Here is a 23,008-nt window from a genome sequence, read left to right as displayed (position 1 = left end):
TTCAGCCCCAGGGGCGTTCCCGGAACCACTTCGTGATGACATATTTGGTGCCCTTGCGCACCTTCATCCCGTGGTGCAGCGTCGCGGGATTGACCGCGCCATCGGACTTGCGATTGTTCCACGCGACGAGACGTCCGGTTTCGGGTTGGAACGTCTTGCCGATCACCTTGAACCGGGTGGCGCCGCCCGCGTCCGGTTCGTTGAGGTAGATCATGAAGGTCCACGTGCGCTGACCCGCGACGGCGCAGAACTTGTCGTAATCCTCCCCGCCAGGTGTGAAATAATCGGTGTGCGCCTTGAATTCCTGCCCCACGGCGTAACGTTGCCCCTGCAAGGGTTCGCCATACGCGGGGTCGAGGCCCGACAGCGCGCAGATCGCCGCGTCGAGCCGGGCGACGACGGCATGGCCCGAATCGAGATCGCAAGTCTCGCTCGTCCGGAAATAGGCGTCGCCATTCGGGTCGGCGATTGTGGAGGGGCGCCGGTCCGCATCGATCAACGCGACAAGCGCGGTGCAATCGGCGGGAGAGAGAAACTCACGCCGGGTGAACAGCTCCAGCCGGGGTGAGGGATGCTGCTGCACGGCGGGGTCGTCGCGCAGCCGGGCCGCGACCGATGATGCGTCGGGATTCATGGCGCTCCTTTAATCGAGCCGGTGCGGCGCGCCAAGCGTCCGTGCGAATCGAATGCGAAGGCGCGGCCCCCGTACCTCTGTCGACCGAAAAACGGGCGGCGACGGAATCTTGCGCAAAATGCCGTGTCTTACGCTTTTTTACTTCCCTTCGCGCGATGGCTGTGCAACACGGCGAACCCGCTGGCGATAGCGCTTGACGTCGTCGCCCGTCGGTGAAAACAGGCACGTCCGGCCCGGGAACTCCCCTGGTCGGCATGCTTATGGCGATCGTAGCTCAGTTGGTTAGAGCGCCGGTTTGTGGTACCGGAGGTCGGGGGTTCGAGACCCCTCGATCGCCCCATTTTTCACTGGCAGCGGGCGTTCGATGCCCCGCATTGCCCGCAGCATCGGAGACGCGCCGCGATGTGGAGCAATCCCGCTTTCGACGATCATGAAAAAGTCACGCTGGTCCATGACCGCAAGAGCGGGCTGCGCGCCATCATCGCCATTCACTCCACGCATCTCGGCCCGGCGGCGGGCGGCACGCGGTTCTGGCATTATGCCGATTCCGCCGATGCCGTGACCGATGCGCTGCGCCTGTCGCAGGGGATGAGCTTCAAGAACGCGATGGCCGATCTTCCCATGGGCGGCGGCAAGGCGGTCCTGCTGGCCGATGCCGATGGGACGAAAACCGATGCCATGCTGGAGGCGTATGGCCGCGCGGTCGACGCGCTGGGCGGCGAATATGTCACGGCCGAGGATGTCGGCATTTCGGAGCAGGACATGGTCGCGATTTCCCGCGCGACCCCGCATGTCACCGGCCTTCCCACCGAAGGCGCGCAGGCCGCGGGCGGCGACCCGGGCCCGTTCACCGCGATGGGTATCTATCTCGGCCTTGCCGCCGCGGTCCGTCACAAGCTTGGCCGCGAAACGCTCGACGGGGTGCATGTCGCGGTGCAGGGCACGGGCAGCGTCGGTGGCCGCCTTGCCCGCATGCTGGCCAAGGATGGCGCGCAACTGACGCTGGCGGACGTGAATGCCGAACGTGCCGATGCGCTTGCCCGCGAACTCGGCGCGCGCGCCGTCGTGGCGGACGAGATCATGGGCGTTGCCTGCGACGTGTTCAGCCCCAACGCGCTGGGCGCTATCCTCGATGACGACGGCATTGCCCGGCTCGATACGCAGATCGTTGCAGGCGGCGCGAATAATCAGCTCGCCCGACCCGAACACGGGCAGATGCTGGCCAGGCGCGGCATTCTCTACACGCCCGATTACGTGTTGAATGCGGGCGGGATCATTTCGGTCACGATCGAATATCTGGCACGGCAGAACGGCCGGACCGCCGATGTCAACGAAGTGCGGGAGAAGATCCGGCAGATCCCCGGCCGGCTCGTCGAGATCTGGGCCGAATGCGACCGGACGGGCGAAACCCCGGCAATGATCGCGGACATGATGGCACGCCGCCGCATCGGGCGAAGCTGACCGCGGCGGCGCTTTCGGACACGTCCGGGAGCAACGCGGGCGGGGGGCGAGTCGGCACCTTGCCGCGGCGCGACAGCGGTGCCAAAGCGAGCAGCGTAACGCTATGCATGGTTTTGCCAATCCTAAACGCTTCCTGACGATCGCCCGCTGGCTGACGCCGGTGTTGCTGGTGGCGGGGATGATCGTTGCCTGCGGGGCGCTCGCCTGGGGGCTGCTGGCGACGCCGGCGGACCGGTTGATGGGCGAAACGGTGCGCATTCTCTATCTGCACGTCCCGGCCGCGTGGCTGGGCATGGGCGGGTGGACGGCCATCGCCATCGCCAGCCTGGTCGAGCTTGTTTGGCGCCATCCGCTGGCCGCCATCGCGGCGCGCGCGGCGGCGGTACCGGGGGCGGCGTTCACTACGATCTGTCTCGTCACCGGTTCCATATGGGGCCGCCCGACATGGGGGACCTGGTGGGTGTGGGACGGGCGGCTGACGTCGATGCTGGTGCTGTTGTTCCTCTATTTCGGTTACATCGCGCTGGCGGGCGCGGCGCAGCGGGACATGGCGGCGGGTGCCGGCGGCAGCCGTGTCACGGCCATTTTCGGGCTGGTCGGCGCGGTCAATATTCCGATCATCAACCGTTCGGTGGTGTGGTGGAACTCGCTTCACCAACCGCCCAGCATTACGATGGGACAATCCGCGATCGACCCTGTATTTCTCGTGCCGCTGCTGCTTTCGACACTGGGCTTCTCGCTCCTTTTCGGCGGGATCGTGCTCGCGCGGATGCGTGCCCTGCTCGCCGATATTCAGGCGGAGGCGCGCCTGCGCCGCCGTGCGCTTGCGTGAACGTGCCGTCATGAGCGAAGGGCTGGATCAATGGCCGTTTGTCTTTGCGGCCTATGCGGTGGGCATTGGCGGTACGTTCGTGACCGCGGGATGGGCATGGGTCGCGATGCGGCGCGCCGAACGCCGCCGCGACCGGGCGCGCGGGAAATGAGCGCGTCTCTCAAACCCAAGCATCAGCGGCTCGTGCTGGTGATCGTCGCGCTGTGCGTGCTGATCGGGGCGGGGTTGCTGGCGGCCTATGCGCTTCGCAATCAGGCGAGCTATTTCTACGTTCCGTCCGACATCGTGTCCGATCCGCCCGAACCGGGGCAGGCGGTGCGGCTTGGCGGGATGGTCGCGGACGGCTCGATCGAAACGCTGGACGACGGGGTGACGATCCGTTTCACCGTGACCGACGGGCAGGCATCCGTACCGGTGCGGTTTTCCGGCATCGTTCCCGACCTTTTCGTCGAAGGGTCGGGTGTCGTCGCCGAAGGGACGATGGAGCCGACCGCATTCGTCGCCACCAACCTGCTTGCCAAGCATGACGAGAATTACATGCCGCGCGAGTTGCAGGACATGACCGAGGCGCAGCAGCGCGAAATCGTCGCCGAAACCTATGAGGCGCAGGCGAAATGATTGCGGAACTCGGCCTTGCGCTGCTGTGGTTTGCGGCGGCGTTCGCGTTGCTTCAGCTGTTTACCGGGCTGTTGTCGCTCCGCGAGGCGGGGGCCGGGTTCGCCGGATCGGTGCGCCCTGTCGCGGTGATGCAGGGCGTGCTGGTGACGCTGTCCTTCCTTGCGCTGATATGGCTGTTCCTGCGCACCGACCTTTCGGTGTTGCTGGTCGCGTCGAATAGCCATGTGGACAAGCCGTTCGTGTTCAAGCTGGCGGGCACATGGGGCAATCACGAAGGCTCCATGCTACTCTGGGTTACGGTCATGGCGCTTTCGGGCGCGGGGATCGCACTCGTCGAACGGCGGCTGCCCGAACGCACGATGCTGGCCACGCTCGCCGCGCAGGCGTTCGTGAGCCTCGGTTTCTATGCCTTCCTGCTGTTTTCCTCCAACCCGTTCACCCGGCTCGAACCGGCGGCGCGGGTGGGGGCGGGGCTCAATCCGCTGTTGCAGGATCTCGGCCTCGCGTTTCATCCGCCCACGCTTTATCTCGGCTATGTCGGGCTTTCGGTGGCGTTCAGCTTTGCCGTGGGTGCCTTGATGACGCGGCAGGTCGGGCCGCAACTCGCGCGCGCGATGCGGCCCTGGGTGCTGGGCGCGTGGATATTCCTGACCATCGGGATCACGGCGGGCAGCTACTGGGCCTATTACGAGCTGGGCTGGGGCGGCTGGTGGTTCTGGGACCCGGTGGAGAATGCCTCGCTCATGCCGTGGCTGGCCGCGACGGCACTGCTCCATTCGGTCAGCGTGCTGGCCGCGCGCGATGCGTTGCGGATATGGACGATCATGCTGGGCGTCGTGGCGTTTTCGATGTCGATGGTGGGCACGTTCCTCGTACGCTCCGGCGTTCTGACCAGCGTGCACTCCTTTGCGGTCAGCCCGGAACGCGGCAGCTTCATCCTCGCGCTTCTGTGCCTCTATATCGGCGGGGCGCTGGTGCTGTTCGGCCTGCGCGCCTCCACCGTGAACGAGGGCAAGCAATTCGCGTGGAGCAGCCGTGAGGCGGCTTTGGTGTTCAACAATGTCGCGCTGACCGCCATTCTCGGCATCGTGTTGGTCGGTACGCTCTATCCCATCCTGACCGAGGCGTTCGGCGTGCGCGTGTCGGTGGGACCACCCTATTTCAATCCGGTCGGTGCGATCTTCGCCTTTCCGATGGTTGTGGTGATGGCGATCGGGCCGCTGCTGCGCTGGCGGGAGGATCGCTTTGCGCGCGTCGGGCGCCGGTTGATCGCTCCTGTGGCGATATTCGGTATTGTGTTGGCCGCGGCGCTTATCCTCGCGCCGGGGATCGGTATCCTGCCGCTGCTCGGCCTCGCGCTGGCGGCGATGCTGGCGGTGGCGAGCGTCTTGCCGGTGGTGGGCCGCAATCCGCGCCGGGTAAAGCTCGCGGTGTGGGGCATGGTGGTCGGGCATTTCGGGCTCGCCGTCGCGCTTGCCGGAATGGCCAGCAACGCCGCCTTTACGACCGAGCGGCTGGCCGCCGCCGCCATCGGCGATACGGTCGCGGTCGGCCCGTGGGACGTGACGCTTTCGAAAATCGAACCGATCGCCGGCCCCAACTGGACCGCTTTGGAGGGGACGATGACGGCGCGCTATCGCGGCGGAGCGCCGGTCGTGCTTCGCCCGCAGGCGCGCAATTTCTTTGCGCCGCCGACGGCCACGAACGAATCGGCGCTCGCCACACGCTGGAACGGGCAGCTTTATGCCGTTCTGGGACAGGAGGCGGACGGCGGGCGCTGGCAATTGCGGCTGTGGTGGAAACCGTTCGTGACGCTGATCTGGCTGGGCGGGTTGATGGTGGCGCTGGGCGGTCTGCTCGCGCTTATCGGGCGGCTGGTGGCCGACTGGAAACAGCGCGCCATCCGTGCACGGCTCGACGAGAGGCGCGAATATCGCGAGGCGCAGGCATGAGCGCGCCGATGGATGAGCGCCGGTCGCGCTGGACCATATGGCTCCCGCTTGCGCTGTTTATCGGTTTCGTTGCGCTTGTCGCCTATGGGCTGATGGCGCCGGGGGAACGCGACGTGCGCAGCGCGATGGTCGGCAATCCGCTTCCGCAATTCACGCTCCCCGCCGGCGTGGAGGGCACGCCGGGGCTGTCGCGCGCCGATTTCACGACGGGCGAGCCGCGCCTGCTCAATATCTTCGCGAGCTGGTGCGTGCCCTGCGCCGTGGAGGCGCCGCAGCTCGATACCCTCGCCGCGCAGGGTGTGCCCATCGACGGCGTCGCCATCCGGGACCGAAGCGAGGATATCGCGCAGTTTCTGGAGCGTAACGGCAACCCCTATCGTGCCATCGGCAAGGACGACGTGAGCGCGGTGCAGCTCGGCATCGGGTCGTCCGGGGTGCCCGAAACCTTCGTCATCGATGGCGACGGCATGATCCGGTATCAGCATATGGGCCCCATCATGGAGCGCGACGTCGCGCAGATCATGTCCGAATGGCGCAAGGCGAAAGAGCCGCTATGACCCGAGCAATCCTCGCGTTCGTGTCGCTGTCGCTCGCCGCCGTCGCGCCCGTTGCCGCGGCGCAGGACACCATGCCGCCCGCGCCCTACGCCTATACGCAGCTCGACGATCCGGCGCAGGAGGCCGAGGCGCAGGCGCTTATGGAAACGCTGCGCTGCGTGCGGTGCCAGAGCCAGTCCATCGCCGATTCCGACGCGCCGATGGCTGGCGACATGCGCAGCCAGGTTCGCATGCGCATCGCCGCGGGCGAGGAGCCGGAGGCGATCCGCGCATGGCTGGTCGACAGATATGGCGATTACATCAGCTACAAGCCTGTGTTGAAGCCACTGACCTGGCCGCTGTTCGCCGCGCCGGTGGTGCTGGCCGCGCTGGCCGCGTTGTTGCTGCGCCGGCGCTTTCGGAAAGGCGCGCGCTCGGGCGGGGGCAGGGCATGAGCTGGATCGTAATCATCGGGGCCGCCGTGGCGGTGTGGCTGGCGCTGAATTTCGTGCTGAATATGCCGCGTGGCGGGCGCGAGATCACCGCGGCGGCGCTCTTGTTCGGGCTTGCCGGCTATGCGGTGCAGGGCAGTCCGGGGCTTGCCGGCGCGCCGGGGCAACCGATTGCGGAGAGCGATGACGGGCAGGCCGCGCTCATCGAATTGCGCAAGGCGATGAGCGCGGATTTCGGGTCCGGCTCGAACTATCTCATCACCGCCGATGCTCTGGCCCGGCAGGGGCAATATGGCACGGCGGCGGGCCTGCTTCGCGGTGCGATCCGGCAAACGCCCGACGATCCGCAATTGTGGCTCGCGCTCGGTAACGCGCTCGTCGGCCATGCGCAGGGGATGCTGACCCCGGCGGCCTCGCTCGCCTATCGCCGGGCCGCGCTCCTGGCGCCGGGCATTCCGGGACCGGCGTTCTTTACCGGGCTGGCGCAGGCGCAATCGGGGCAGTTTGCCGAGGCGCGCGAGACTTGGGCGCGGCTGCGCGCTCGCCCCGCCATCGCCGCATCGCCGCTCGGCCCGGTTCTCGATGCGCAGCTGCGACAGCTCGACGCGCTGATCGCGATGCAGGATGGGCGCGTTCCGGCAGATGGTCCCGAGTCGCCGCCGCCGCCGGGTTCGGCGCAGGGTGTGCCATGACAAGCCACGAACGCGCCTGCTTGCCGGGTGGTTCGCTCGCTGCTAAGCGGCGATCCGCTATGGCCCGACTGGCATTTGTTGCCGGCAATACGTTGCACGCGCGCCCCCATGGCAGGAGTATCCGATGAGCGAGACCGCCAAGGGCGAGACTTCTCCGACGCTGCCCGCCGGGCTCCCGGCTGATCAGCATCGCAGCCACGAAAAGAACGTCCTGAAACTCGCCGTCGGCGCGATCGGCGTCGTGTTCGGCGATATCGGCACCAGCCCGCTTTACGCGATGCGCGACACCTTTGCCGGGCACCATCCGCTCCCGCTCGATCAGCTGCACGTGTTCGGCATCATCAGCCTGATGTTCTGGTCGATGATCGTGATCGTGATGATCAAATACGTCACCATCATCATGCGCGCCGACAACCGGGGCGAGGGGGGGAGCCTCGCGCTCATCGCCCTTATTCAGGGGGCCATGCGCAAGGACAAGCGCGTGACGAAATTCGTCGTGTTGATGGGCGTATTCGCGACCGCGCTGTTCTATGGCGATTCGATGATCACACCGGCGGTCTCCGTGCTCGGCGCGATCGAGGGGCTGGCCGTCTATTCGCCGGGGATGAAGGATTTCGTCGTGCCGCTCGTGATGGGCATCATCGTCGGGCTGTTCTTCATCCAGTCGCGCGGAACGGCGCGCGTGGCGAAGCTGTTCGGGCCGGTCATGCTCGTATATTTCGGCACCATCGCGGTGCTCGGCTTTGCCAGTATCATCCGCATGCCCGACGTGCTGTGGTCGCTGTCGCCGCATTATGCGGTGTCTATGTTCATTGCCGATCCGCTGCGCGGGTTTCTCGCCATGGGTGCCGCGGTGCTCGCCGTGACGGGGGCGGAGGCGCTCTATGCCGACATGGGCCATTTCGGGCGCCCGCCGATCCGCGTATCGTGGATGACGCTGGTGCTGCCGGCGCTGACGCTGAACTATCTGGGGCAGGCCGCGCTGCTTCTGCGCAATCCCGCCGCGCTGGAAAGCCCGTTCTACTATCTCGCGCCCGACTGGTTTCAATGGCCCTTGCTCATCATCGCGTCGATGGCGGCGGTGATCGCCAGCCAGGCGGTCATTTCCGGCGCGTTCTCCGTCACGCAGCAGGCGATACAGCTCGGTTTCGTGCCGCGCATGACGATCAAGCATACCTCGCTGCATGCGGGGCAGATCTTCATCCCGCTGGTGAACTGGGCACTGATGACCGCGGTGCTTTTGCTGGTCGTGGTGTTTCAGCGTTCGTCGAACCTAACCGCCGCCTATGGCATCGCGGTGACGGGGGCGATGATGATCGACAATTTCCTGCTTGGCGTCGTGCTGTTGAAGCTGTGGCACTGGAAATGGTGGCAGGCAGCCCCGCTGCTCCTCGTGTTCTTCCTCCTCGACGCGGCCTATCTCGGCGCGAACCTTACGAAGATTCCCGATGGCGGCTGGGTGCCGCTCGTGATGGGGCTGGTGATCTTCACCTTGCTGACGACGTGGAACCGGGGCCGTGCGCTGATGAAGGAAAACATGGCGGTGGAATCGATCCCCATCGGCGTGTTCGCGAAATCGGCACATAATTCGGCCGCGCGGGTGCCGGGAACGGCGGTTTTCATGGCCAGTGCGAACGCCGGCGTGCCGTCCGCGCTGCTCCATAATATCAAGCACAACAAGGTGCTGCACGAACGGGTCGTGATCCTGACCGTGATCATCGAGGATGTGCCCTTCGTCGATGCGGGCCACCGCTCTTATGTGGAACAGTTCGGCGACAGCTTCTTCAAGGTGACGCTGCATTTCGGATTTCTGGAGGAAACCGACGTGCCGCGCGCGCTCAAGACGATCGAGATGTGCGGCGCCCCCTTCGACATGATGCAGACGAGCTTCTTCCTCTCGCGTCAGACATTGTTGAGCGCGGACAAGCCCGGCATGGCGCTGTGGCGGGAAAAGCTGTTCGCCTGGATGCTGCGCAATGCGGCAAGCGCGATGGAATTCTTCCGCCTGCCGACCAATCGCGTCGTGGAACTGGGCAGCCAGCTCAAGATCTAGCGGGCGGGCGCCGGATCATTCCCCGGTGGGCGGCTGCTCGTTCATCGCCTCTCCGGCAGCATCCCCGCCCAGCCCCTCGCGCATCATCATCGGCAACTGGCTGAAAGTGAACAGGAACGAGAGCGGCATGAAGACGTAGAATTTCATCGCCAGCCAGCTGTCGAAGGACAGCGCCGCGCGCAGAACCTCGTTCAGCACGGCAAGGCCGATGAAATAAAAGCCCCAGTTGCGCGACAATTTCATCCAGCCGCGATCCGAAAGCCCCTCGAACGCAGCGTCGAGAAGGTATTTCAGCAAGGCCTTGCCTCGCCAGACGCCGATGAGGAGCGCGGCGGCGAAGAGCGAGTAGATGATCGTCGGCTTCACCTGCACGAACACCGGATCCTGAAACAGGATCGTCAGCCCGCCGAAAAACACGATCAGCGCGGTCGAAAGCATCAGCATCGGCGTTATGTGGCCAAGCTTCCACTTCGATACGGCGAGCGCGACAAGGGCGGCGACGATGAAGGCGATCGTTCCCTTCACCACCGCCATCACCTCGCCGACCGCATTGCCGTCGTCGTCCGGGCTGGCCCAGCGATAGACGACGAAGAAAACGAGAAGCGGCCCGTAATCGATGGCGAGGTTGAGCAGGCCCGACTTGCGCTTCGGCTCCGGAGTATGGGCGGGGGCGGGGCGCTGCTCCATCAGGCGATCCCTGCGATGACGCGGGCGACAAGATCGGGATCGAAGGGGCGCAGATCGTCGATCCGTTCGCCCACCCCGATGGCATGAATGGGCAGCCCGAATTGCTGCGCCGCGGCGACAAGCACGCCGCCGCGCGCCGTCCCGTCAAGCTTCGTCATGATGAGGCCGGTGACGTTCGCGCTCTGCTGGAACACCTCCACCTGTTGGAGGGCGTTCTGTCCATTCGTCGCGTCGAGCACGAGCAGCACGTCATGCGGCGCCTCGGGATTGAGCCGGCCGAGCACCTTGCGGATCTTGGACAGCTCATCCATCAATTCGCGCTTGTTCTGCAAGCGTCCGGCGGTATCGACGATGAGCGTGTCGATGCCGCGCTGCGTCGCGGCCTTTACCCCGTCGAACACCACGCTTGCCGGGTCGCCGCCTTCGGGGCCGGTCACGATATCGATGCCGAGCCGGTCGGCCCACACCTTCAACTGTCCGATGGCGGCGGCGCGGAACGTGTCGCCGGCGGCCAGCATGACCGAATAATCCTGTTCCTGAAACAGATGGGCGAGCTTTGCGATCGTGGTCGTTTTGCCCGAACCGTTCACGCCGATGACCAGGATGACCTGAGGCCGGGGAAAGGCCACGATGTCGAGCGGCTTTGCCACAGGGCGCAGGATTTCGGCGATCTGTTCGGCGACGGCTTCCTGTATCGCGCGTTCGTCCGCGCCGCGCTCGAACCGTTTTTCGGCAAGATGGTCGCGAATGCGCATCGCCGCACGCGGGCCGAGATCGGACAGGATCAGCGCATCCTCCAGCTCGTCGAGCTGATCCTCGCTCAACCGCGTGGCGCCGGTTATTCCCGACAGGTTTTCGGACAGCCGGGCCGATGTCTTGCGGAATCCTCCGAAAACGCGGTCCTTCCAGCTTTCGCTCATACGATACTCCCGGTGACGAGGCCGTTTTCGACCGCGCCTGCTTTCATGGTGACGATGATGCCCGCCGCGACCCCGTCGGGGAGGCGGAACCGGGCGAAATTCTCGGCATGGCCGGTGCCGTCGCGTTCGGCCAGCACACGGTGCACACCGCCACAAAGCCCGCGCAGCCATGCATCGCGCGTTTCGGCAACGGCCGCGCGCAATTCGGCGGCGCGCCGTTTCACGATCGGCGGCGCCACCTGCGGCATGCGCGCGGCAGGGGTGCCGGGGCGCGGCGAATAGGGAAAGATGTGCCCGTGCACGATGCCGCATTCGCGAATGATCGACAGGTTGGAGGCATGCATGGCCGCGCTCTCCGTCGGGAAGCCGGCGATGAGATCGGCGCCGATCGCCATGTCCGCGCGCGCGGATCGCAACCGTTCGACGAGCGCGATCGCCTGCGCCCGCGAATGGCGCCGCTTCATCCGTTTGAGCGTCATGTCATCCCCCGATTGCAGCGAGAGATGCACATGCGGCATCACACGCGGCTCGTGCATGAGGAGTTCGGCCAGCGCATCGTCCATTTCCGCCCCGTCCACCGACGAAAGGCGAAGCCGGGCGAGCCTTGGAAACGCATGGAGGATTGCAGCGACCAGCGTTCCAAGAACCGGGCGTCCCGGCAGATCGCCGCCCCACGAGGTCACATCGACGCCCGTTAGCACGATCTCCGGCGCACCGAGGGCAAGATGGCTCTCCACCTCGCGCAGCACCTGCGCGACGGTGAGCGACCGGCTTTGTCCGCGTCCCTGCGGAATGACGCAGAAGGTGCAGGCATGATCGCATCCGTTCTGCACCGCGATGAAGGCACGCGTATGGGCGACATCGGGGCGCACCGAGGTCGCAGCGGGCACGTTCCAGCTTCGCGGATCGAGCTTTGCCGTGTTGGCGACGATGCCGTCCACCTCGTCCATTGCCGAGATCTGCCTGCGTTCGATATCGGCGGCGCATCCGGTGACGAGCAGGCGCGCATCGGGGCGCGCACGGCGCAGGCGGCGGATCGCCTTGCGCGTCTGACGCACCGCCTCTTCCGTCACGGCGCAGCTGTTGACGACCACGGTATCCGGGCTGTCGGCGAGCATGGCGCGGATGCTATCGCTTTCGGCGATATTCATGCGGCAACCTAGCGTCACGATCTGCGTCCCGCTCACGCGTAATCGCCCCAATCGAACTGCCCTGTAAACGCAATTGACGCCGGCCCGGTCATGGTGATGCGGTCGGCGTCGTTCCACCGGATGGAAAGCGCGCCGCCCGGCAGGGTGACGGTCACCTCCCTGTCGGTCAGGCCGCGCCGCATCGCCGCCACCGCGGTCGCGCACGCGCCGGTTCCGCACGCCCGCGTGAGCCCGGCACCGCGTTCCCATACGCGCAGCGATATCGCGTCGCGCGCCGTCACATTGGCGACATTCACATTGATCCGTTCGGGAAAGACCGCATCGTTTTCAATAACCGGGCCAAGCGTGTCGAGTGCCACCGCATCGGCATCGCCGACGAAGAACACGGCATGCGGATTGCCGACATTGACGCAGACCGGATTTTCCAGACCGTCCCAACCCAGCGGCAACGAAAGCGTATCCATCGCATAGGCGAGCGGAATATCCTGCCACCCGAAACGCGGCACGCCCATGTCGACCGCGATGCCGCCGTCGTCGCCCGGCACCGCGTGGATTTCGCCGCCCAGCGTTTCGAGTGACACCGCCGCGCCGATCAGCATGCCGACCGCACGCGCCGCGTTGCCGCATGCCTCGACCTCGCTGCCGTCGGCATTGAAAATCCGCATTTTCCAGTCGGCGCGGTCCGAGGGTTCGATCAATACGAGCTGATCGCAGCCGATGCCGGTATGGCGGTCGGCGAGCGCCGCAGCGGTCGCCGGGCCGAGCGGCGGCAGGCGCGTTTCGCGCGCGTCCAGCACGACGAAATCATTGCCCAGGCCATGCATTTTGGTGAAAGGGATCTGCATGGTCCCGGCTCTAGGCAGTGCAGCGGGCAACGTCCAGTGCGCGGTGACAGGACGGGCGCGCGCCGTACGCCGGTTTCAGGGGTGCCAGGCCGCGTTCGGATTTTCGCGCTCGGCCTTCGTGGCATCGCGGTCGGTGCCGGGCGGCTCGTTCACGACAAGGCGTGCCTCGCTGCGCAAGCGGGCGCGGACGCGCTCGGCCGGTTCGGGACGCCCGTAATAATATCCCTGACCCTTGAACCGCCCCATCTTGCGAAGCAGACTGCGCACCGGCCCGCTTTCGACCCCTTCGACCGTGACGGGAAGGTCGAACCCCTGCGCGATGGCGCTGATCGCATGCATGGCGGCCTCGCTTTCTTCCTTGCAGGCGAGCTGCGCGATAAAGCCGCGATCGATCTTCACCCTGTCAAAGGGAAGTGCGCGCAGTTCGGCCATGGAGGCATAGCTGTTGCCGAAATCGTCGAGGCTGACGCGCACGCCCTGATTCTTGAGGCTGGTGATCATGGAGCGTACGAGCGCCATATCCTCGCGCAGGCATCCTTCGGATATTTCGATTTCCAGCCTCTCACCCGGGAAATTCGCCGCGGACAGAAGCTTTATCAGGCGATGCGCGAACCACGGGTCGCGGATCTGCACCGGGGAGATATTGACCGACAGGATCAGATCCCGATCCCATTCGCGTGCATCGCGCAATGCCTGCGCAATCACGGCTTCGGACAATTCGGCGATCACGTTCATTTCCTCGGCGACGGGAATGAACGCATTCGGCGTGACGAGCCCCAGTTCCGGATTCTGCCACCGCGCCAGCATTTCGAACCCGGTCAGCTTGCCCGTTTCCAGATCCACCTGCTGCTCGTAATAGGGGACGAATTCCCCTTGCGCGATGCCGCGGCGAATACCGTTTTCGAGCGTGCTGCGCCGTTGCAGTTCGCTTTCCATTTCGGGTGTGTACCAATGGAAACGGTCGCGGCCGTGCTTCTTGGCGTGATACATCGCCATGTCCGCCATGTGAAGCAGGGTGGCCGAACCGGGCGCCTTGCCGTTCGGGATATCGACGCTCGACGCGATGCCGAGCGAAAGCGTCACGCAGATCGAGCCGCCGGCCACCGCGATAGGCCGGCTCGCCGCGACGACCAGCCGCGCGCACAATTCCTCCAGCGCCCCCGGCGCATCGCTGTCGTAGTCCAGCACGCAGGCAAATTCGTCGCCACCAAGCCGCGCGATGCACGCATGATCGGGCAGGAGCGCGCGCAGGCGGGCAACCACCTCGATAAGAACGGCATCGCCCGCGCGGTGGCCGTTGAGGTCGTTGATCTGCTTGAACCTGTCGATATCGACCATGAGAAAGGCCAAGGCACGTGCCGTATTGCGCGCCTGTTCGAGCCGCGCGTCGAGTTCGGGCACGAGCGAGCGGCGGTTGAGTGCCCCTGTCAGCGCATCGGTCAGTGCGAGCGAACGGGCGCGGCTTGCATCGCGGCGGTGGGCGGCGATCTCGGCCCGAAGGTCACGATAGCGGAACCACCCGAGCAGAATGAGCGCGATATTGAGCAGAAGCGCACTGATCGGGGTGAGGTCCGTGCCCGCAACGGTATCGCCGCGCACATAGCTCCAGAACATGGGCAGGGCATAGCAAAGCTGCGCGACGAAGGTCGCGAGCGCGCCGATCATGACGCCGAGCGACAGGACAGGCGGGCGCGCCGCCGCCTCCCCCCATTCATCGTGATTGTCTTGCCTGCTTTCCGCCATGTCGGGGGGTGGCCATCTCGCTGCTTCTTGCGGGCCTCCCGGCCGGTGTAATCCCTATCCTATTCGACCGGCGGTAAAGATTCTGTAAAATACCGACTCCTGCGCCGGTGACGGAGGGCGGCCCCTTGCAAGCGTGGCAGGTCTGCGCTATCGGCTTCGGGCGAAGGCGGGCTCTCGGGCTTCGTCATCATTTCATGCGTGATACGCGCTACGCTGATCGGCGAGGTTTCGCCCATCGGCGTTTTTCGCGTTTTCATAGCGGTTTCAAACGGCGCGCGCGGCGCCACGGGTTCACACCGGCGCCGATGCGCCAGATGGAGATGCGGCCATGTTCGATTCGCTGTCCGACCGGCTGAGCGGCGTATTCGATTCGCTGCGCGGTCGCGGTGCCTTGCAGGAGGACGACGTCCGCGCCGCCATGCGCGAGGTGCGTATCGCCTTGCTGGAGGCCGATGTCGCGCTGCCGGTCGTGCGGCGCTTCATCGACAAGGTCACCGAACAGGCCATCGGGCAGCAGGTGCTGCGCTCGGTCACGCCGGGGCAGCAGGTCGTCAAGATCGTCAATGATGCGCTGGTCGAAATGCTGGGCGGCGGCGATGCCGAGGGCGAGGGCGCCGATACGAGCGCGCTCAACCTCGATGCGAAACCGCCGGTCGTCATCATGATGGTCGGCCTGCAGGGTTCGGGCAAGACGACCAGCACCGCCAAGATCGCCAAGCGCCTTCGCGAGAAGGAAGGCAAGAAGGTGATGATGGCGTCGCTCGACGTCAATCGCCCCGCGGCGCAGGAACAGCTTGCCGTGCTCGGCACGCAGGCCGATGTCGCCACCTTGCCGATCATCGCCGGACAACAGCCGGTCGACATCGCAACCCGCGCGCTTCAGGCCGCAAAGCTGCAGAGTTTCGACGTGCTGATGCTCGACACCGCGGGCCGGTTGCACGTGGACGAGGCGCTGATGGCCGAGATGAAGGCGGTCGCCGCCGTCTCCACGCCGAAGGAAGTGCTGCTCGTCGTCGATGCACTCACCGGGCAGGACGCGGTCAATGTCGCGCAAAGCTTTACCGGCGAGGTGCCGCTGACCGGCGTGGTGCTGACCCGCATGGACGGCGATGCGCGCGGCGGTGCGACGCTTTCCATGCGCGCCGTCACCGGCAAGCCGATCAAATTTGCGGGCACGGGTGAAAAGCTCGACGCGATCGAGGCGTTCGATCCCGTCCGCGTTGCCAATCGCATTCTGGGCATGGGCGACATCGTCTCCATCGTCGAAAAGGCGGCGGAAAGCGTCAAGGCGGAGGATGCCGAACGGCTCGCCCGCCGCATGTCAAAGGGCGAGTTCGACCTCAACGATCTGCGCATGCAGTTGCAGCAGATGACGAAGATGGGCGGGCTGGGCGCGATAGCGGGCATGATGCCCGGGATGAAGAAGGCGAAACAGGCGATGGCGTCCGTCAATATGGACGACCGGGTGCTGCTTCGCATGGATGCGATCATCTCGTCGATGACGCCGGCCGAACGTGCGAAGCCCGCACTACTCAATGCAAAGCGCAAGCGGCGCGTGGCGGCAGGCTCCGGGGTGGAGGTGCAGGACGTGAACAAGGTGCTGAAAATGCATCAGGAGATGTCCAAGGCGATGAAGCAGATCAAGAAGATGGGCGGGCTCAAAGGTCTCGGCGCACTGTTCGGCAAGGGCGGGCTCGACGCCGCGATGCCGGGGCTTGGCGGCGGGGGCGGCGCCGGTCCGGGCGGAATGGGCGGCGGCGAGCTTCCGCCCGATCTCGCCAAGATTTTGAAGAAATAACGTAAATTCAATATATTACAGTTTGAACGAAAGGTAGAATATCATGGCAATTGCAATGCGTCTGTCGCGCGGTGGTGCGAAAAAGCGTCCTTATTACCGCATCGTCGTTGCCGATGCGCGCAGCCCGCGCGACGGCAAGTATCTGGAGCAGGTCGGCACCTACAACCCGCTGCTCGCCAAGGAAGACGACAAGCGCGTGACCCTGATCGAGGATCGCGTCTATTACTGGCTCGGCGTCGGCGCACAGCCGAGCGACCGCGTCGCACGCTTCCTCGACAAGGCCGGGATCAAGGAGCGCGCCGCGCGCAACAACCCGAACAAGGGTGAGCCGGGCGAGAAGGCCAAGGAGCGTGAGGAAGAGCGCGCCGAGAAGGCCGCAGCCGCCGCCGAAGCCGCGAAGGCCGCCGAAGAGGAAGCGAATGTCGCGACCCCCAGTGGCGATGCCGGCGACGAAGGCCAGGCCATCGAAGGCGAAAGCAGCCAGGAGCCCGCGGAAGGGTCCGAAGAAAAGGCCGAGGGCTGATCCCATGGCCTTGCGTACCGTCACCCTGGCCGCTGTGACCGGCGCGCATGGGGTGACGGGCGACGTGCGATTGAAGCTGTTCGGGGAAGGCGTGGAATCGCTTCGGCGGTTCCGCGCCTTCAACGATGGTGCTCTCACCGCGAAGAAAATTCGCGACGACGGCAAGGGCGGCGCCGTCGCGCGCTTTGCCGAAATCGCCGATCGCAATGCGGCGGAGGCGCTGCGCGGCACGGTTTTAACAGTGCCGCGCGATGCGCTGCCCCCGCTTGAAGAGGGCGAATATTACCACGCCGACCTCCTCGCTCTCGATGCGGTTTCAGGCGATGGCACCATGCTCGGCAAGGTGGTCGCGGTCGAGAATTACGGCGCCGGTGACGTCGTGGAGATCGAGCGACCGGACGGCAAACGTTTCATGGTTCCGATGACGCGTGATGCGGTGCCCGGTTGGGACGATGCGACCCTGACCGTGGCCGAGGGTTTTGCCGAACTCTGAATTGGTCGGCCGGGTTCGGAACGCCGGTCTTTCTGGCGTGTTGGCCATGATATGACTGTTGTTTCGAAATATTGTATCGTGTCCGTATGCGCACTCTCGCTTGTCGCGTGTGGCGGCGAGGGCGCCGGACATGGCAACCTTGCCGGGCTGGACGGCGATGACACCGTGGTCGTCTCCGAACCGCAGGACGATGCAAGGCGCGCCGCCGCAGATGCGCGGGCCGCTGACAGCTTGCGGCAATTCGAAGGCCGGCTTGCCCAGGGGACCGCATGCGCCGTCCTTCGTACGCCCGGCGGCGAAACCTACGCGCTGAACCTTGGCGAGGGGAATTTTACACCAGGCGATTACGTTCGCATCACGGGTTCTCTTGCCGATACGAGCCTGTGCATGGAGGGCGCGGGCACCATCGCCATCGACAGCATCGAACGCCGCGACCCGCCCGCCCGCGATCGCGGGCCTGCCCGCGCCGGCGGGGCGGCCATCTCCGCGCGCCATGTGTTGGGCAGCTGGGTGGCGAAGGGCGCGAATGCCGATTGCGCTAAACCCGATTTCGACGTGACGCGCGCCGGAGCGGGCCGGACCATAATCGAAACGCGGATCGATGGCCTGCCCGAAACCGGGATGGTCGCGATGGGCGACGATCCGGCCTTTGAATGGGAAGATGGCATCGCGCGCATGCCAATCGAATCGCGCGGGCCGGACGGGCTGGCCGTGTTGCCGGGCGACGGGCCGGTGGTGACCCTCGCCGGGCACAGGATCGGCGGTGACGGCGTCGTTTTCGTGAAATGTGGCTGATCTCAGGCGGCGCAGGGCAATGAATGCTGGCCCGCCGGGTCGCCGCCCGCTAACCGGCGGGGCATGAGTTTCACCGCCACCATCCTCACGCTCTATCCCGAAATGTTTCCTGGGCCGCTGGGCGTGTCGCTGGCCGGGCGGGCGCTCGCCGCCGGGACATGGTCGATGGATGCGGTGCAGATCCGGGACTTTGCGACCGACAAGCATCGCACCGTGGACGACACGCCTGCGGGCGGCGGCGCGGGCATGGTGCTCAAACCCGATGTACTGGCGCGCGCCATCGACCATGCGCGGGGGCTTTCGCCCGATGCGCCGGTGCTTGCCATGACGCCGCGCGGCCGCCCGATTTCGCAGGCGCGCATCCGCGAACTCGCCGCGGGGCCGGGGGTGACGATAATGTGCGGCCGCTTCGAAGGGTTTGATGAGCGCATCTTCGACGGGCGGGAGGTCGAGGAGGTGTCGGTCGGCGACATCGTGCTTTCGGGCGGGGAGCCGGCGGCATTGATGGTGCTCGACGCTTGCATTCGGCTCCTGCCCGGCGTAATGGGCGCGGCTTGGAGCGGAGTGGAAGAATCGTTCGAAAGCGGTCTTCTGGAATATCCGCACTATACCCGGCCCGTCACATGGGAAGGGCGCACGATCCCTGAAGTGCTGCGATCGGGGGATCATGCGAAGATCGCCGCCTGGCGGAAACAACGGGCGGAGGATGACACACGGTTACGCAGGCCGGATCTTTGGGATCGTCATGGTGACGGTCGGGTCCGATCTGCCTCTGGCGCGCGGCACGAAGACTGAGAGACACAGGATATGAACCTGATCCAGCAGCTCGAGGCGGAAGCCATCGAGAGCCTGAAAGAAGGCAAGGACATCCCCGAATTCCGTGCGGGCGACACCGTGCGCGTCGGCGTGCGCGTCGTCGAAGGCACGCGTGAACGTGTGCAGAATTTCGAAGGCGTGTGCATCGCGCGGTCGAACCGCGGCATGGGCTCGAACTTCACCGTACGCAAGATCAGCTTCGGCGAAGGTGTGGAGCGTGTGTTCCCGCTCTACTCGCCGATTCTTGACAACATCACCGTGGTGCGCCGCGGTATCGTGCGCCGGGCGAAGCTGTATTACCTGCGCGGCCGGACCGGCAAGCGTGCGCGTATCGCGGAACGTCGCGACGACCGCAAGTCGAGCTGAGCCACGGCGACAGTATCGCAATGTCGAAGGGCGGCGCCGTTACGGGGCCGCCCTTTTTCGTGCGTGCCGTTTATTCCTCGGTCGCGCCCGCTCGTCTCCCGATGGTTGCAATTGTCCGCCGCTTGCGCGAACCATGGCGCAGATGACGATAGGACGATTTTTCCCATGTTTCGATTTTCCGCAAGCCGCGCCGTCGCCGGTGCGTTTCTGATGGCCGGGTGGATGAGCGGTGGCGCACCCGCCGCCATGGCACAGATGGCGCAGCCGGTCGTGACCGCACAAATGGACGTTCCGGCGGCGGAGCAACGCCCGCTCACGCTCGAGCGTGTATTCGGCAGCCCCGCGCTCGACGGGCCGGGTCCGCGCGTGCCGCGGCTGTCGCCCGATGGGCGCTACCTCACCGTCCTGCGCAATCGGGAGGATGACCGCGAGCGTTACGATCTGTGGGCATTCGACCGTCAGGCGAACGCATGGTCGATGCTGGTCGATTCCGAGACGCTGGGTTCAGGCCGCGAATTGTCCGAGGCGGAGAAGATGCAGCGTGAACGCGCCCGCATCGGCAGTCTGAAGGGTATCGTCGCCTATGAATGGTCCGACGATGGGCAAAGCATTCTCGTGCCGCTCGACGGGGATCTGTATCTTGCGCGGCTCGACGGGACGGTGCGGCGCCTGACCGATAGCGAGGCGGGCGAGCTCAACCCGGTGTTGAGCCCGGAGGGGCGGTATCTGTCCTTCGTTCGCGATGGGCGGCTCTTCGTCGGCGATGTCGGGGCGGAGGCGCGGGCCGTGACCCCGCCGAACGAACCCGAAACCGTCCATTGGGGCGAGGCGGAGTTCGTCGCGCAGGAGGAAATGGGTCGCGATACCGGCTACTGGTGGTCGCCAGACGAACGCCGCATTGCCGTCCTGCGTTTCGACGAGGCGCGCGTCGGCACGGTGCAGCGCACCGCCATCGGCGCCGGCAGCACCAAGGTCTATGCGCAGCGCTATCCCGCCGCGGGCACGCCGAACGTGGAGATCGCGCTTTATGTCATGGACGCCGATGGCAGCGACCGCATGCGCGCCGATCTGGGTGAGAACGACGATATCTACATCACCCGCGTCGACTGGGCGCCCGATGGCAGCGCGATCTTTGCGCAGCGGCAGAACCGGGCGCAGACGCGCATGGACATGCTGCGCATCGATCCCGCCACCGGGGCGAGCACGGTCCTGTTCACCGAGGAAGCGGCCGAGGGGCATTGGCTGAACCAGACGTCGAACTATCGTTTCCTGAAGGACGGGTCGCTGATCTGGTGGTCGGAGCGTGACGGGTTCGGCCATCTCTACCGCCTGGCCGATGGCGCGTGGACGCAACTCACCGATGGCGAATGGGTCGTGACCGGCCTGCTCGGCGTGGATGAGGCGGCGGGGCGGCTCTGGCTGTCGGGGACGAAGGACGGCGTGCTCGAAAACCATGTCTACGCGCTTGATTACGCTGGCGGCGGCGCGCCCGTTCGCCTGACCGAGGAAGGCTACTCGCATGGCGCGCGCATGGACAAGGATGCACAGGCGCTCATCATCTCGCGATCCTCGCCCAACCAGCCGCCGCAAAGCTATCTCGCCGACAATACCGGCAAGCGGCTGACCTGGCTGGTGGAAAATCGCGTCGATGGGGATCATCCCTATGCCCCGTTTGTCGCGAGCCATCGGCCCGCGATCTTCGGCACGATCCCGAACGAAAACGGCACGCCGCTTTATTACAAGATGATCCTGCCGGAGATGGAGCAGGGCAAGCGTTACCCCGTGTGGTTCTCCCACTACGGCGGCCCGCATGCACAGGTCGTGTCGCGATCGTGGGGCGGGGCGTTGCAACAGGCGATCGTCGACAAGGGCTATATCTGGTTCGAGATCGACAATCGCGGCAGCGCCAATCGCGGCGTCGATTTCGAAAAGGCGATCCATCGCGCGATGGGCAGCGTCGAGGTGCGCGACCAGAAGACGGGCGCCGAATGGCTGAAAACGCTGGACTATGTCGATCCCGACCGGATCGCGATCGATGGCTGGTCCTATGGCGGGTACATGACGCTCAAGATGCTGGAGGCGGACCCCGGTTTTTATGCCGCGGGCATTTCGGGCGCGCCGGTCACGAAATGGGAGCTTTACGACACCCATTACACCGAACGCTACATGGGCGACCCGCGCGAGGTGCCGGACGCCTACGCGGCGGCCAATGCCATCGCCGATGCGGGAAAGATTGCCGATCCGCTGCTCCTTATCCACGGGCTGAGCGACGACAATGTCGTGTTCGACAATTCCAGCGCGCTGATCTCCGCCATGCAGGAAGGCGGCGTCCCGTTCGAAATGATGCTCTATCCCGGCTACACTCACCGTGTTTCGGGGCCGGTCATATCGGTGCATCGCTATGAAACGGCGCTTCGCTTTCTGAAGGTGAACGGTGTGCCGGGCGGCGGGCGATAGGCCTTCGCGATGCTTGCATGGCATTGCCGCAGCGCCTAATCCCCGGCGCAATATCACGAAAACAGGCAGGATATCGGACCATGGCGAACAGCGCGCCCACGCTGCAATTCAACGCAATCGAACATCCCGCGCCCGTGCCCGGCGAAACGCGGGCAGAGGCATTGCGCAATCCCGGCTTCGGCACGCTGTTTACCGATCACATGGTCACGGTCGATTATACGCAGGGGCGCGGATGGCACGATGCGACCATCGGCCCGCGCCAACCGATCCCGCTCGATCCCGCCGCGGCGGTGCTGCATTATGCGCAGGAAATCTTCGAAGGGATGAAGGCCTATCGCGGTGCCGATGGCGGGCTGACCCTGTTCAGGCCGGAGGAGAACGCGGCGCGTTTCAATCGTTCGGCCGCGCGCATGGCGATGCCGGAATTGCCGGAGGAGCTGTTCCTGTCCGCGGTCCGCGAATTGATCGCGGTCGACAGGGACTGGTTTCCGGAAGTCGAGGGCGGCTCGCTCTATTTGCGCCCGTTCATGTTCGCGTCGGAGGCATTCCTGGGCGTGCGGCCCGCGCGTGAGTATAAATTCGTCGTGATCGCCAGCCCTGCCGGCAATTATTTCAAGTCGGGCGCGCCCGCCGTGTCGATCTGGGTATCGCGCGATTATGCCCGCGCTGCGCCGGGCGGCACGGGTGCCGCGAAATGCGGCGGCAATTACGCCGCAAGCCTCGTCCCCCAGGCCGAAGCGATCGAACGCGGCCATGACCAGGTCGTGTTCCTCGACGCGGCGGAACACAAATGGATCGAGGAGCTGGGCGGCATGAACCTGTTCTTCGTGATGGACGATGGCAGCGTTATCACCCCGCCGCTCACCGGCACGATCCTGCCCGGCATCACGCGCGACAGCCTCATCACCCTGCTCAAGGACGAAGGCCTGCGCCTCCGCGAAGAGAAATACAGCATCGATCAATGGCGCGAGGATGCGAATTCGGGCCGGCTCGTCGAATGTTTCGCCTGCGGCACGGCGGCGGTCGTCACTGCGGTGGGCAAGGTCGCGGGCCACGATGGCGAGTTCACCATCGGATCGGGCGCCGCCGGGCAATTGACGCAGAAATTGCGCCGGACGCTGACCGGGATTCAGCGCGGCGAGATCGCCGACCCGCACGGCTGGGTCACGCGGCTGGACTGACCC

The 23,008-nt window shown here is 65.5% G+C and carries 23 protein-coding genes and 1 tRNA gene; 18 read left to right on the top strand and 6 right to left on the bottom strand.

Features of this window, described 5'->3' with window-relative positions:
• Position 1: 1 nt before the first annotated feature.
• Positions 2–634 (bottom strand): prolyl hydroxylase family protein, encoded by a 633-nt coding sequence (locus tag K4G67_RS06385; protein ID WP_239805549.1) that lies wholly within the window; start codon positions 632–634, stop codon positions 2–4.
• Positions 635–897: 263 nt separating this feature from the next.
• Between K4G67_RS06385 and K4G67_RS06380 the strand changes: the two genes are divergently transcribed.
• From K4G67_RS06380 to K4G67_RS06335, 10 genes are all read left to right on the top strand, one after another.
• Positions 898–974, top strand: a tRNA-His gene (locus K4G67_RS06380).
• 62 nt (positions 975–1,036) lie between these two features.
• Positions 1,037–2,095, top strand: a complete 1,059-nt coding sequence (locus K4G67_RS06375; RefSeq protein WP_239805548.1) for a Leu/Phe/Val dehydrogenase — start codon at positions 1,037–1,039, stop codon at positions 2,093–2,095.
• A 103-nt stretch (positions 2,096–2,198) separates the two neighbouring features.
• Positions 2,199–2,927: a heme ABC transporter permease CcmC gene (gene ccmC / locus K4G67_RS06370; protein ID WP_239805547.1), complete on the top strand. Its 729-nt coding sequence runs from the start codon at positions 2,199–2,201 to the stop codon at positions 2,925–2,927.
• A gap of 10 nt (positions 2,928–2,937) precedes the next feature.
• Positions 2,938–3,078: a hypothetical protein gene (locus K4G67_RS06365; RefSeq protein ID WP_239805546.1), complete on the top strand. Its 141-nt coding sequence runs from the start codon at positions 2,938–2,940 to the stop codon at positions 3,076–3,078.
• Positions 3,075–3,545 carry a cytochrome c maturation protein CcmE gene (gene ccmE, locus K4G67_RS06360; protein ID WP_239805545.1) on the top strand — a complete coding sequence of 157 codons (471 nt, stop codon included), beginning with the start codon at positions 3,075–3,077 and terminating at the stop codon, positions 3,543–3,545. The genes K4G67_RS06365 and ccmE overlap by 4 nt, the downstream gene beginning before the upstream one ends.
• On the top strand, positions 3,542–5,497 hold the full coding sequence (locus tag K4G67_RS06355; RefSeq protein WP_239805544.1) for a heme lyase CcmF/NrfE family subunit: 1,956 nt from the start codon (positions 3,542–3,544) through the stop codon (positions 5,495–5,497). Before ccmE ends, K4G67_RS06355 begins: the two co-directional genes overlap by 4 nt.
• A complete protein-coding gene (locus K4G67_RS06350) occupies positions 5,494–6,054 on the top strand; it encodes a DsbE family thiol:disulfide interchange protein (RefSeq protein WP_239805543.1) in 561 nt (186 codons plus the stop codon). The genes K4G67_RS06355 and K4G67_RS06350 overlap by 4 nt, the downstream gene beginning before the upstream one ends.
• A complete protein-coding gene (locus K4G67_RS06345; RefSeq protein ID WP_239805542.1) occupies positions 6,051–6,488 on the top strand; it encodes a cytochrome c-type biogenesis protein in 438 nt (145 codons plus the stop codon). The genes K4G67_RS06350 and K4G67_RS06345 overlap by 4 nt, the downstream gene beginning before the upstream one ends.
• Entirely contained in the window at positions 6,485–7,177 is a 693-nt protein-coding gene (locus tag K4G67_RS06340; RefSeq protein WP_239805541.1) for a tetratricopeptide repeat protein, read from the top strand. The genes K4G67_RS06345 and K4G67_RS06340 overlap by 4 nt, the downstream gene beginning before the upstream one ends.
• 124 nt (positions 7,178–7,301) lie before the next feature.
• Positions 7,302–9,230: a potassium transporter Kup gene (locus tag K4G67_RS06335; protein ID WP_239805540.1), complete on the top strand. Its 1,929-nt coding sequence runs from the start codon at positions 7,302–7,304 to the stop codon at positions 9,228–9,230.
• A 15-nt stretch (positions 9,231–9,245) separates the two neighbouring features.
• Here K4G67_RS06335 and K4G67_RS06330 read toward each other — a convergent pair whose 3' ends face one another.
• From K4G67_RS06330 to K4G67_RS06310, 5 genes are all read right to left on the bottom strand, one after another.
• Entirely contained in the window at positions 9,246–9,917 is a 672-nt protein-coding gene (locus tag K4G67_RS06330) for an inner membrane-spanning protein YciB (RefSeq protein ID WP_239805539.1), read from the bottom strand.
• Positions 9,917–10,837 (bottom strand): signal recognition particle-docking protein FtsY, encoded by a 921-nt coding sequence (gene ftsY / locus K4G67_RS06325; protein WP_239805538.1) that lies wholly within the window; start codon positions 10,835–10,837, stop codon positions 9,917–9,919. Before ftsY ends, K4G67_RS06330 begins: the two co-directional genes overlap by 1 nt.
• Positions 10,834–12,024 carry a MiaB/RimO family radical SAM methylthiotransferase gene (locus tag K4G67_RS06320; protein WP_239805537.1) on the bottom strand — a complete coding sequence of 397 codons (1,191 nt, stop codon included), beginning with the start codon at positions 12,022–12,024 and terminating at the stop codon, positions 10,834–10,836. The genes ftsY and K4G67_RS06320 overlap by 4 nt, the downstream gene beginning before the upstream one ends.
• Entirely contained in the window at positions 12,021–12,833 is an 813-nt protein-coding gene (gene dapF / locus K4G67_RS06315) for a diaminopimelate epimerase (protein WP_239805536.1), read from the bottom strand. The genes K4G67_RS06320 and dapF overlap by 4 nt, the downstream gene beginning before the upstream one ends.
• Before the next feature lie 75 nt (positions 12,834–12,908).
• Positions 12,909–14,576, bottom strand: a complete 1,668-nt coding sequence (locus tag K4G67_RS06310) for a putative bifunctional diguanylate cyclase/phosphodiesterase (RefSeq protein WP_239805535.1) — start codon at positions 14,574–14,576, stop codon at positions 12,909–12,911.
• A 328-nt stretch (positions 14,577–14,904) separates the two neighbouring features.
• Here K4G67_RS06310 and ffh point away from each other — a divergent pair, with 328 nt between their 5' ends.
• From ffh to K4G67_RS06270, 8 genes are all read left to right on the top strand, one after another.
• On the top strand, positions 14,905–16,374 hold the full coding sequence (gene ffh / locus K4G67_RS06305) for a signal recognition particle protein (protein ID WP_239805534.1): 1,470 nt from the start codon (positions 14,905–14,907) through the stop codon (positions 16,372–16,374).
• 43 nt (positions 16,375–16,417) lie between these two features.
• A complete protein-coding gene (rpsP, locus tag K4G67_RS06300; RefSeq protein WP_239805533.1) occupies positions 16,418–16,897 on the top strand; it encodes a 30S ribosomal protein S16 in 480 nt (159 codons plus the stop codon).
• 4 nt (positions 16,898–16,901) lie between these two features.
• Positions 16,902–17,390, top strand: coding sequence for a ribosome maturation factor RimM (gene rimM, locus K4G67_RS06295; RefSeq protein WP_239805532.1), 489 nt, complete (start codon positions 16,902–16,904; stop codon positions 17,388–17,390).
• A 51-nt stretch (positions 17,391–17,441) separates the two neighbouring features.
• Positions 17,442–18,185: a DUF5818 domain-containing protein gene (locus K4G67_RS06290; RefSeq protein WP_239805531.1), complete on the top strand. Its 744-nt coding sequence runs from the start codon at positions 17,442–17,444 to the stop codon at positions 18,183–18,185.
• Positions 18,186–18,248: 63 nt separating this feature from the next.
• Entirely contained in the window at positions 18,249–18,980 is a 732-nt protein-coding gene (gene trmD / locus K4G67_RS06285; protein WP_239805530.1) for a tRNA (guanosine(37)-N1)-methyltransferase TrmD, read from the top strand.
• A 12-nt stretch (positions 18,981–18,992) separates the two neighbouring features.
• The gene (rplS, locus tag K4G67_RS06280) at positions 18,993–19,367 is read left to right on the top strand and encodes a 50S ribosomal protein L19 (protein ID WP_239805529.1); all 375 of its coding nucleotides are present in this window, start codon (positions 18,993–18,995) and stop codon (positions 19,365–19,367) included.
• A gap of 165 nt (positions 19,368–19,532) precedes the next feature.
• A complete protein-coding gene (locus tag K4G67_RS06275; protein WP_239805528.1) occupies positions 19,533–21,824 on the top strand; it encodes a S9 family peptidase in 2,292 nt (763 codons plus the stop codon).
• Positions 21,825–21,904: 80 nt separating this feature from the next.
• A complete protein-coding gene (locus tag K4G67_RS06270; protein WP_239805527.1) occupies positions 21,905–23,005 on the top strand; it encodes a branched-chain amino acid aminotransferase in 1,101 nt (366 codons plus the stop codon).
• Positions 23,006–23,008 lie beyond the last annotated feature (3 nt).

Source organism: Croceicoccus hydrothermalis (assembly GCF_022378335.1).
Taxonomy (GTDB): domain Bacteria; phylum Pseudomonadota; class Alphaproteobacteria; order Sphingomonadales; family Sphingomonadaceae; genus Croceicoccus; species Croceicoccus hydrothermalis.
Note: the sequence above shows the minus strand (reverse complement) of the source record. Positions and strands in the feature narration are given on the sequence as shown.

What these genes read in the sequence shown, in the direction of transcription:
- dapF (WP_239805536.1), bottom strand. Translation starts at nt 12,833, where the DNA reads ATGCAGATCCCTTTCACCAAAATGCATGGCCTGGGCAATGATTTCGTC.
- K4G67_RS06350 (WP_239805543.1), top strand. Translation starts at nt 5,494, where the DNA reads ATGAGCGCGCCGATGGATGAGCGCCGGTCGCGCTGGACCATATGGCTC.
- K4G67_RS06365 (WP_239805546.1), top strand. Translation starts at nt 2,938, where the DNA reads ATGAGCGAAGGGCTGGATCAATGGCCGTTTGTCTTTGCGGCCTATGCG.
- ccmC (WP_239805547.1), top strand. Translation starts at nt 2,199, where the DNA reads ATGCATGGTTTTGCCAATCCTAAACGCTTCCTGACGATCGCCCGCTGG.
- K4G67_RS06335 (WP_239805540.1), top strand. Translation starts at nt 7,302, where the DNA reads ATGAGCGAGACCGCCAAGGGCGAGACTTCTCCGACGCTGCCCGCCGGG.
- K4G67_RS06385 (WP_239805549.1), bottom strand. Translation starts at nt 634, where the DNA reads ATGAATCCCGACGCATCATCGGTCGCGGCCCGGCTGCGCGACGACCCC.
- K4G67_RS06375 (WP_239805548.1), top strand. Translation starts at nt 1,037, where the DNA reads ATGTGGAGCAATCCCGCTTTCGACGATCATGAAAAAGTCACGCTGGTC.
- rimM (WP_239805532.1), top strand. Translation starts at nt 16,902, where the DNA reads ATGGCCTTGCGTACCGTCACCCTGGCCGCTGTGACCGGCGCGCATGGG.
- K4G67_RS06290 (WP_239805531.1), top strand. Translation starts at nt 17,442, where the DNA reads ATGACTGTTGTTTCGAAATATTGTATCGTGTCCGTATGCGCACTCTCG.
- rplS (WP_239805529.1), top strand. Translation starts at nt 18,993, where the DNA reads ATGAACCTGATCCAGCAGCTCGAGGCGGAAGCCATCGAGAGCCTGAAA.
- K4G67_RS06270 (WP_239805527.1), top strand. Translation starts at nt 21,905, where the DNA reads ATGGCGAACAGCGCGCCCACGCTGCAATTCAACGCAATCGAACATCCC.
- ffh (WP_239805534.1), top strand. Translation starts at nt 14,905, where the DNA reads ATGTTCGATTCGCTGTCCGACCGGCTGAGCGGCGTATTCGATTCGCTG.
- K4G67_RS06310 (WP_239805535.1), bottom strand. Translation starts at nt 14,576, where the DNA reads ATGGCGGAAAGCAGGCAAGACAATCACGATGAATGGGGGGAGGCGGCG.
- trmD (WP_239805530.1), top strand. Translation starts at nt 18,249, where the DNA reads ATGAGTTTCACCGCCACCATCCTCACGCTCTATCCCGAAATGTTTCCT.
- ftsY (WP_239805538.1), bottom strand. Translation starts at nt 10,837, where the DNA reads ATGAGCGAAAGCTGGAAGGACCGCGTTTTCGGAGGATTCCGCAAGACA.
- K4G67_RS06345 (WP_239805542.1), top strand. Translation starts at nt 6,051, where the DNA reads ATGACCCGAGCAATCCTCGCGTTCGTGTCGCTGTCGCTCGCCGCCGTC.
- rpsP (WP_239805533.1), top strand. Translation starts at nt 16,418, where the DNA reads ATGGCAATTGCAATGCGTCTGTCGCGCGGTGGTGCGAAAAAGCGTCCT.
- K4G67_RS06330 (WP_239805539.1), bottom strand. Translation starts at nt 9,917, where the DNA reads ATGGAGCAGCGCCCCGCCCCCGCCCATACTCCGGAGCCGAAGCGCAAG.
- K4G67_RS06355 (WP_239805544.1), top strand. Translation starts at nt 3,542, where the DNA reads ATGATTGCGGAACTCGGCCTTGCGCTGCTGTGGTTTGCGGCGGCGTTC.
- K4G67_RS06340 (WP_239805541.1), top strand. Translation starts at nt 6,485, where the DNA reads ATGAGCTGGATCGTAATCATCGGGGCCGCCGTGGCGGTGTGGCTGGCG.
- ccmE (WP_239805545.1), top strand. Translation starts at nt 3,075, where the DNA reads ATGAGCGCGTCTCTCAAACCCAAGCATCAGCGGCTCGTGCTGGTGATC.
- K4G67_RS06275 (WP_239805528.1), top strand. Translation starts at nt 19,533, where the DNA reads ATGTTTCGATTTTCCGCAAGCCGCGCCGTCGCCGGTGCGTTTCTGATG.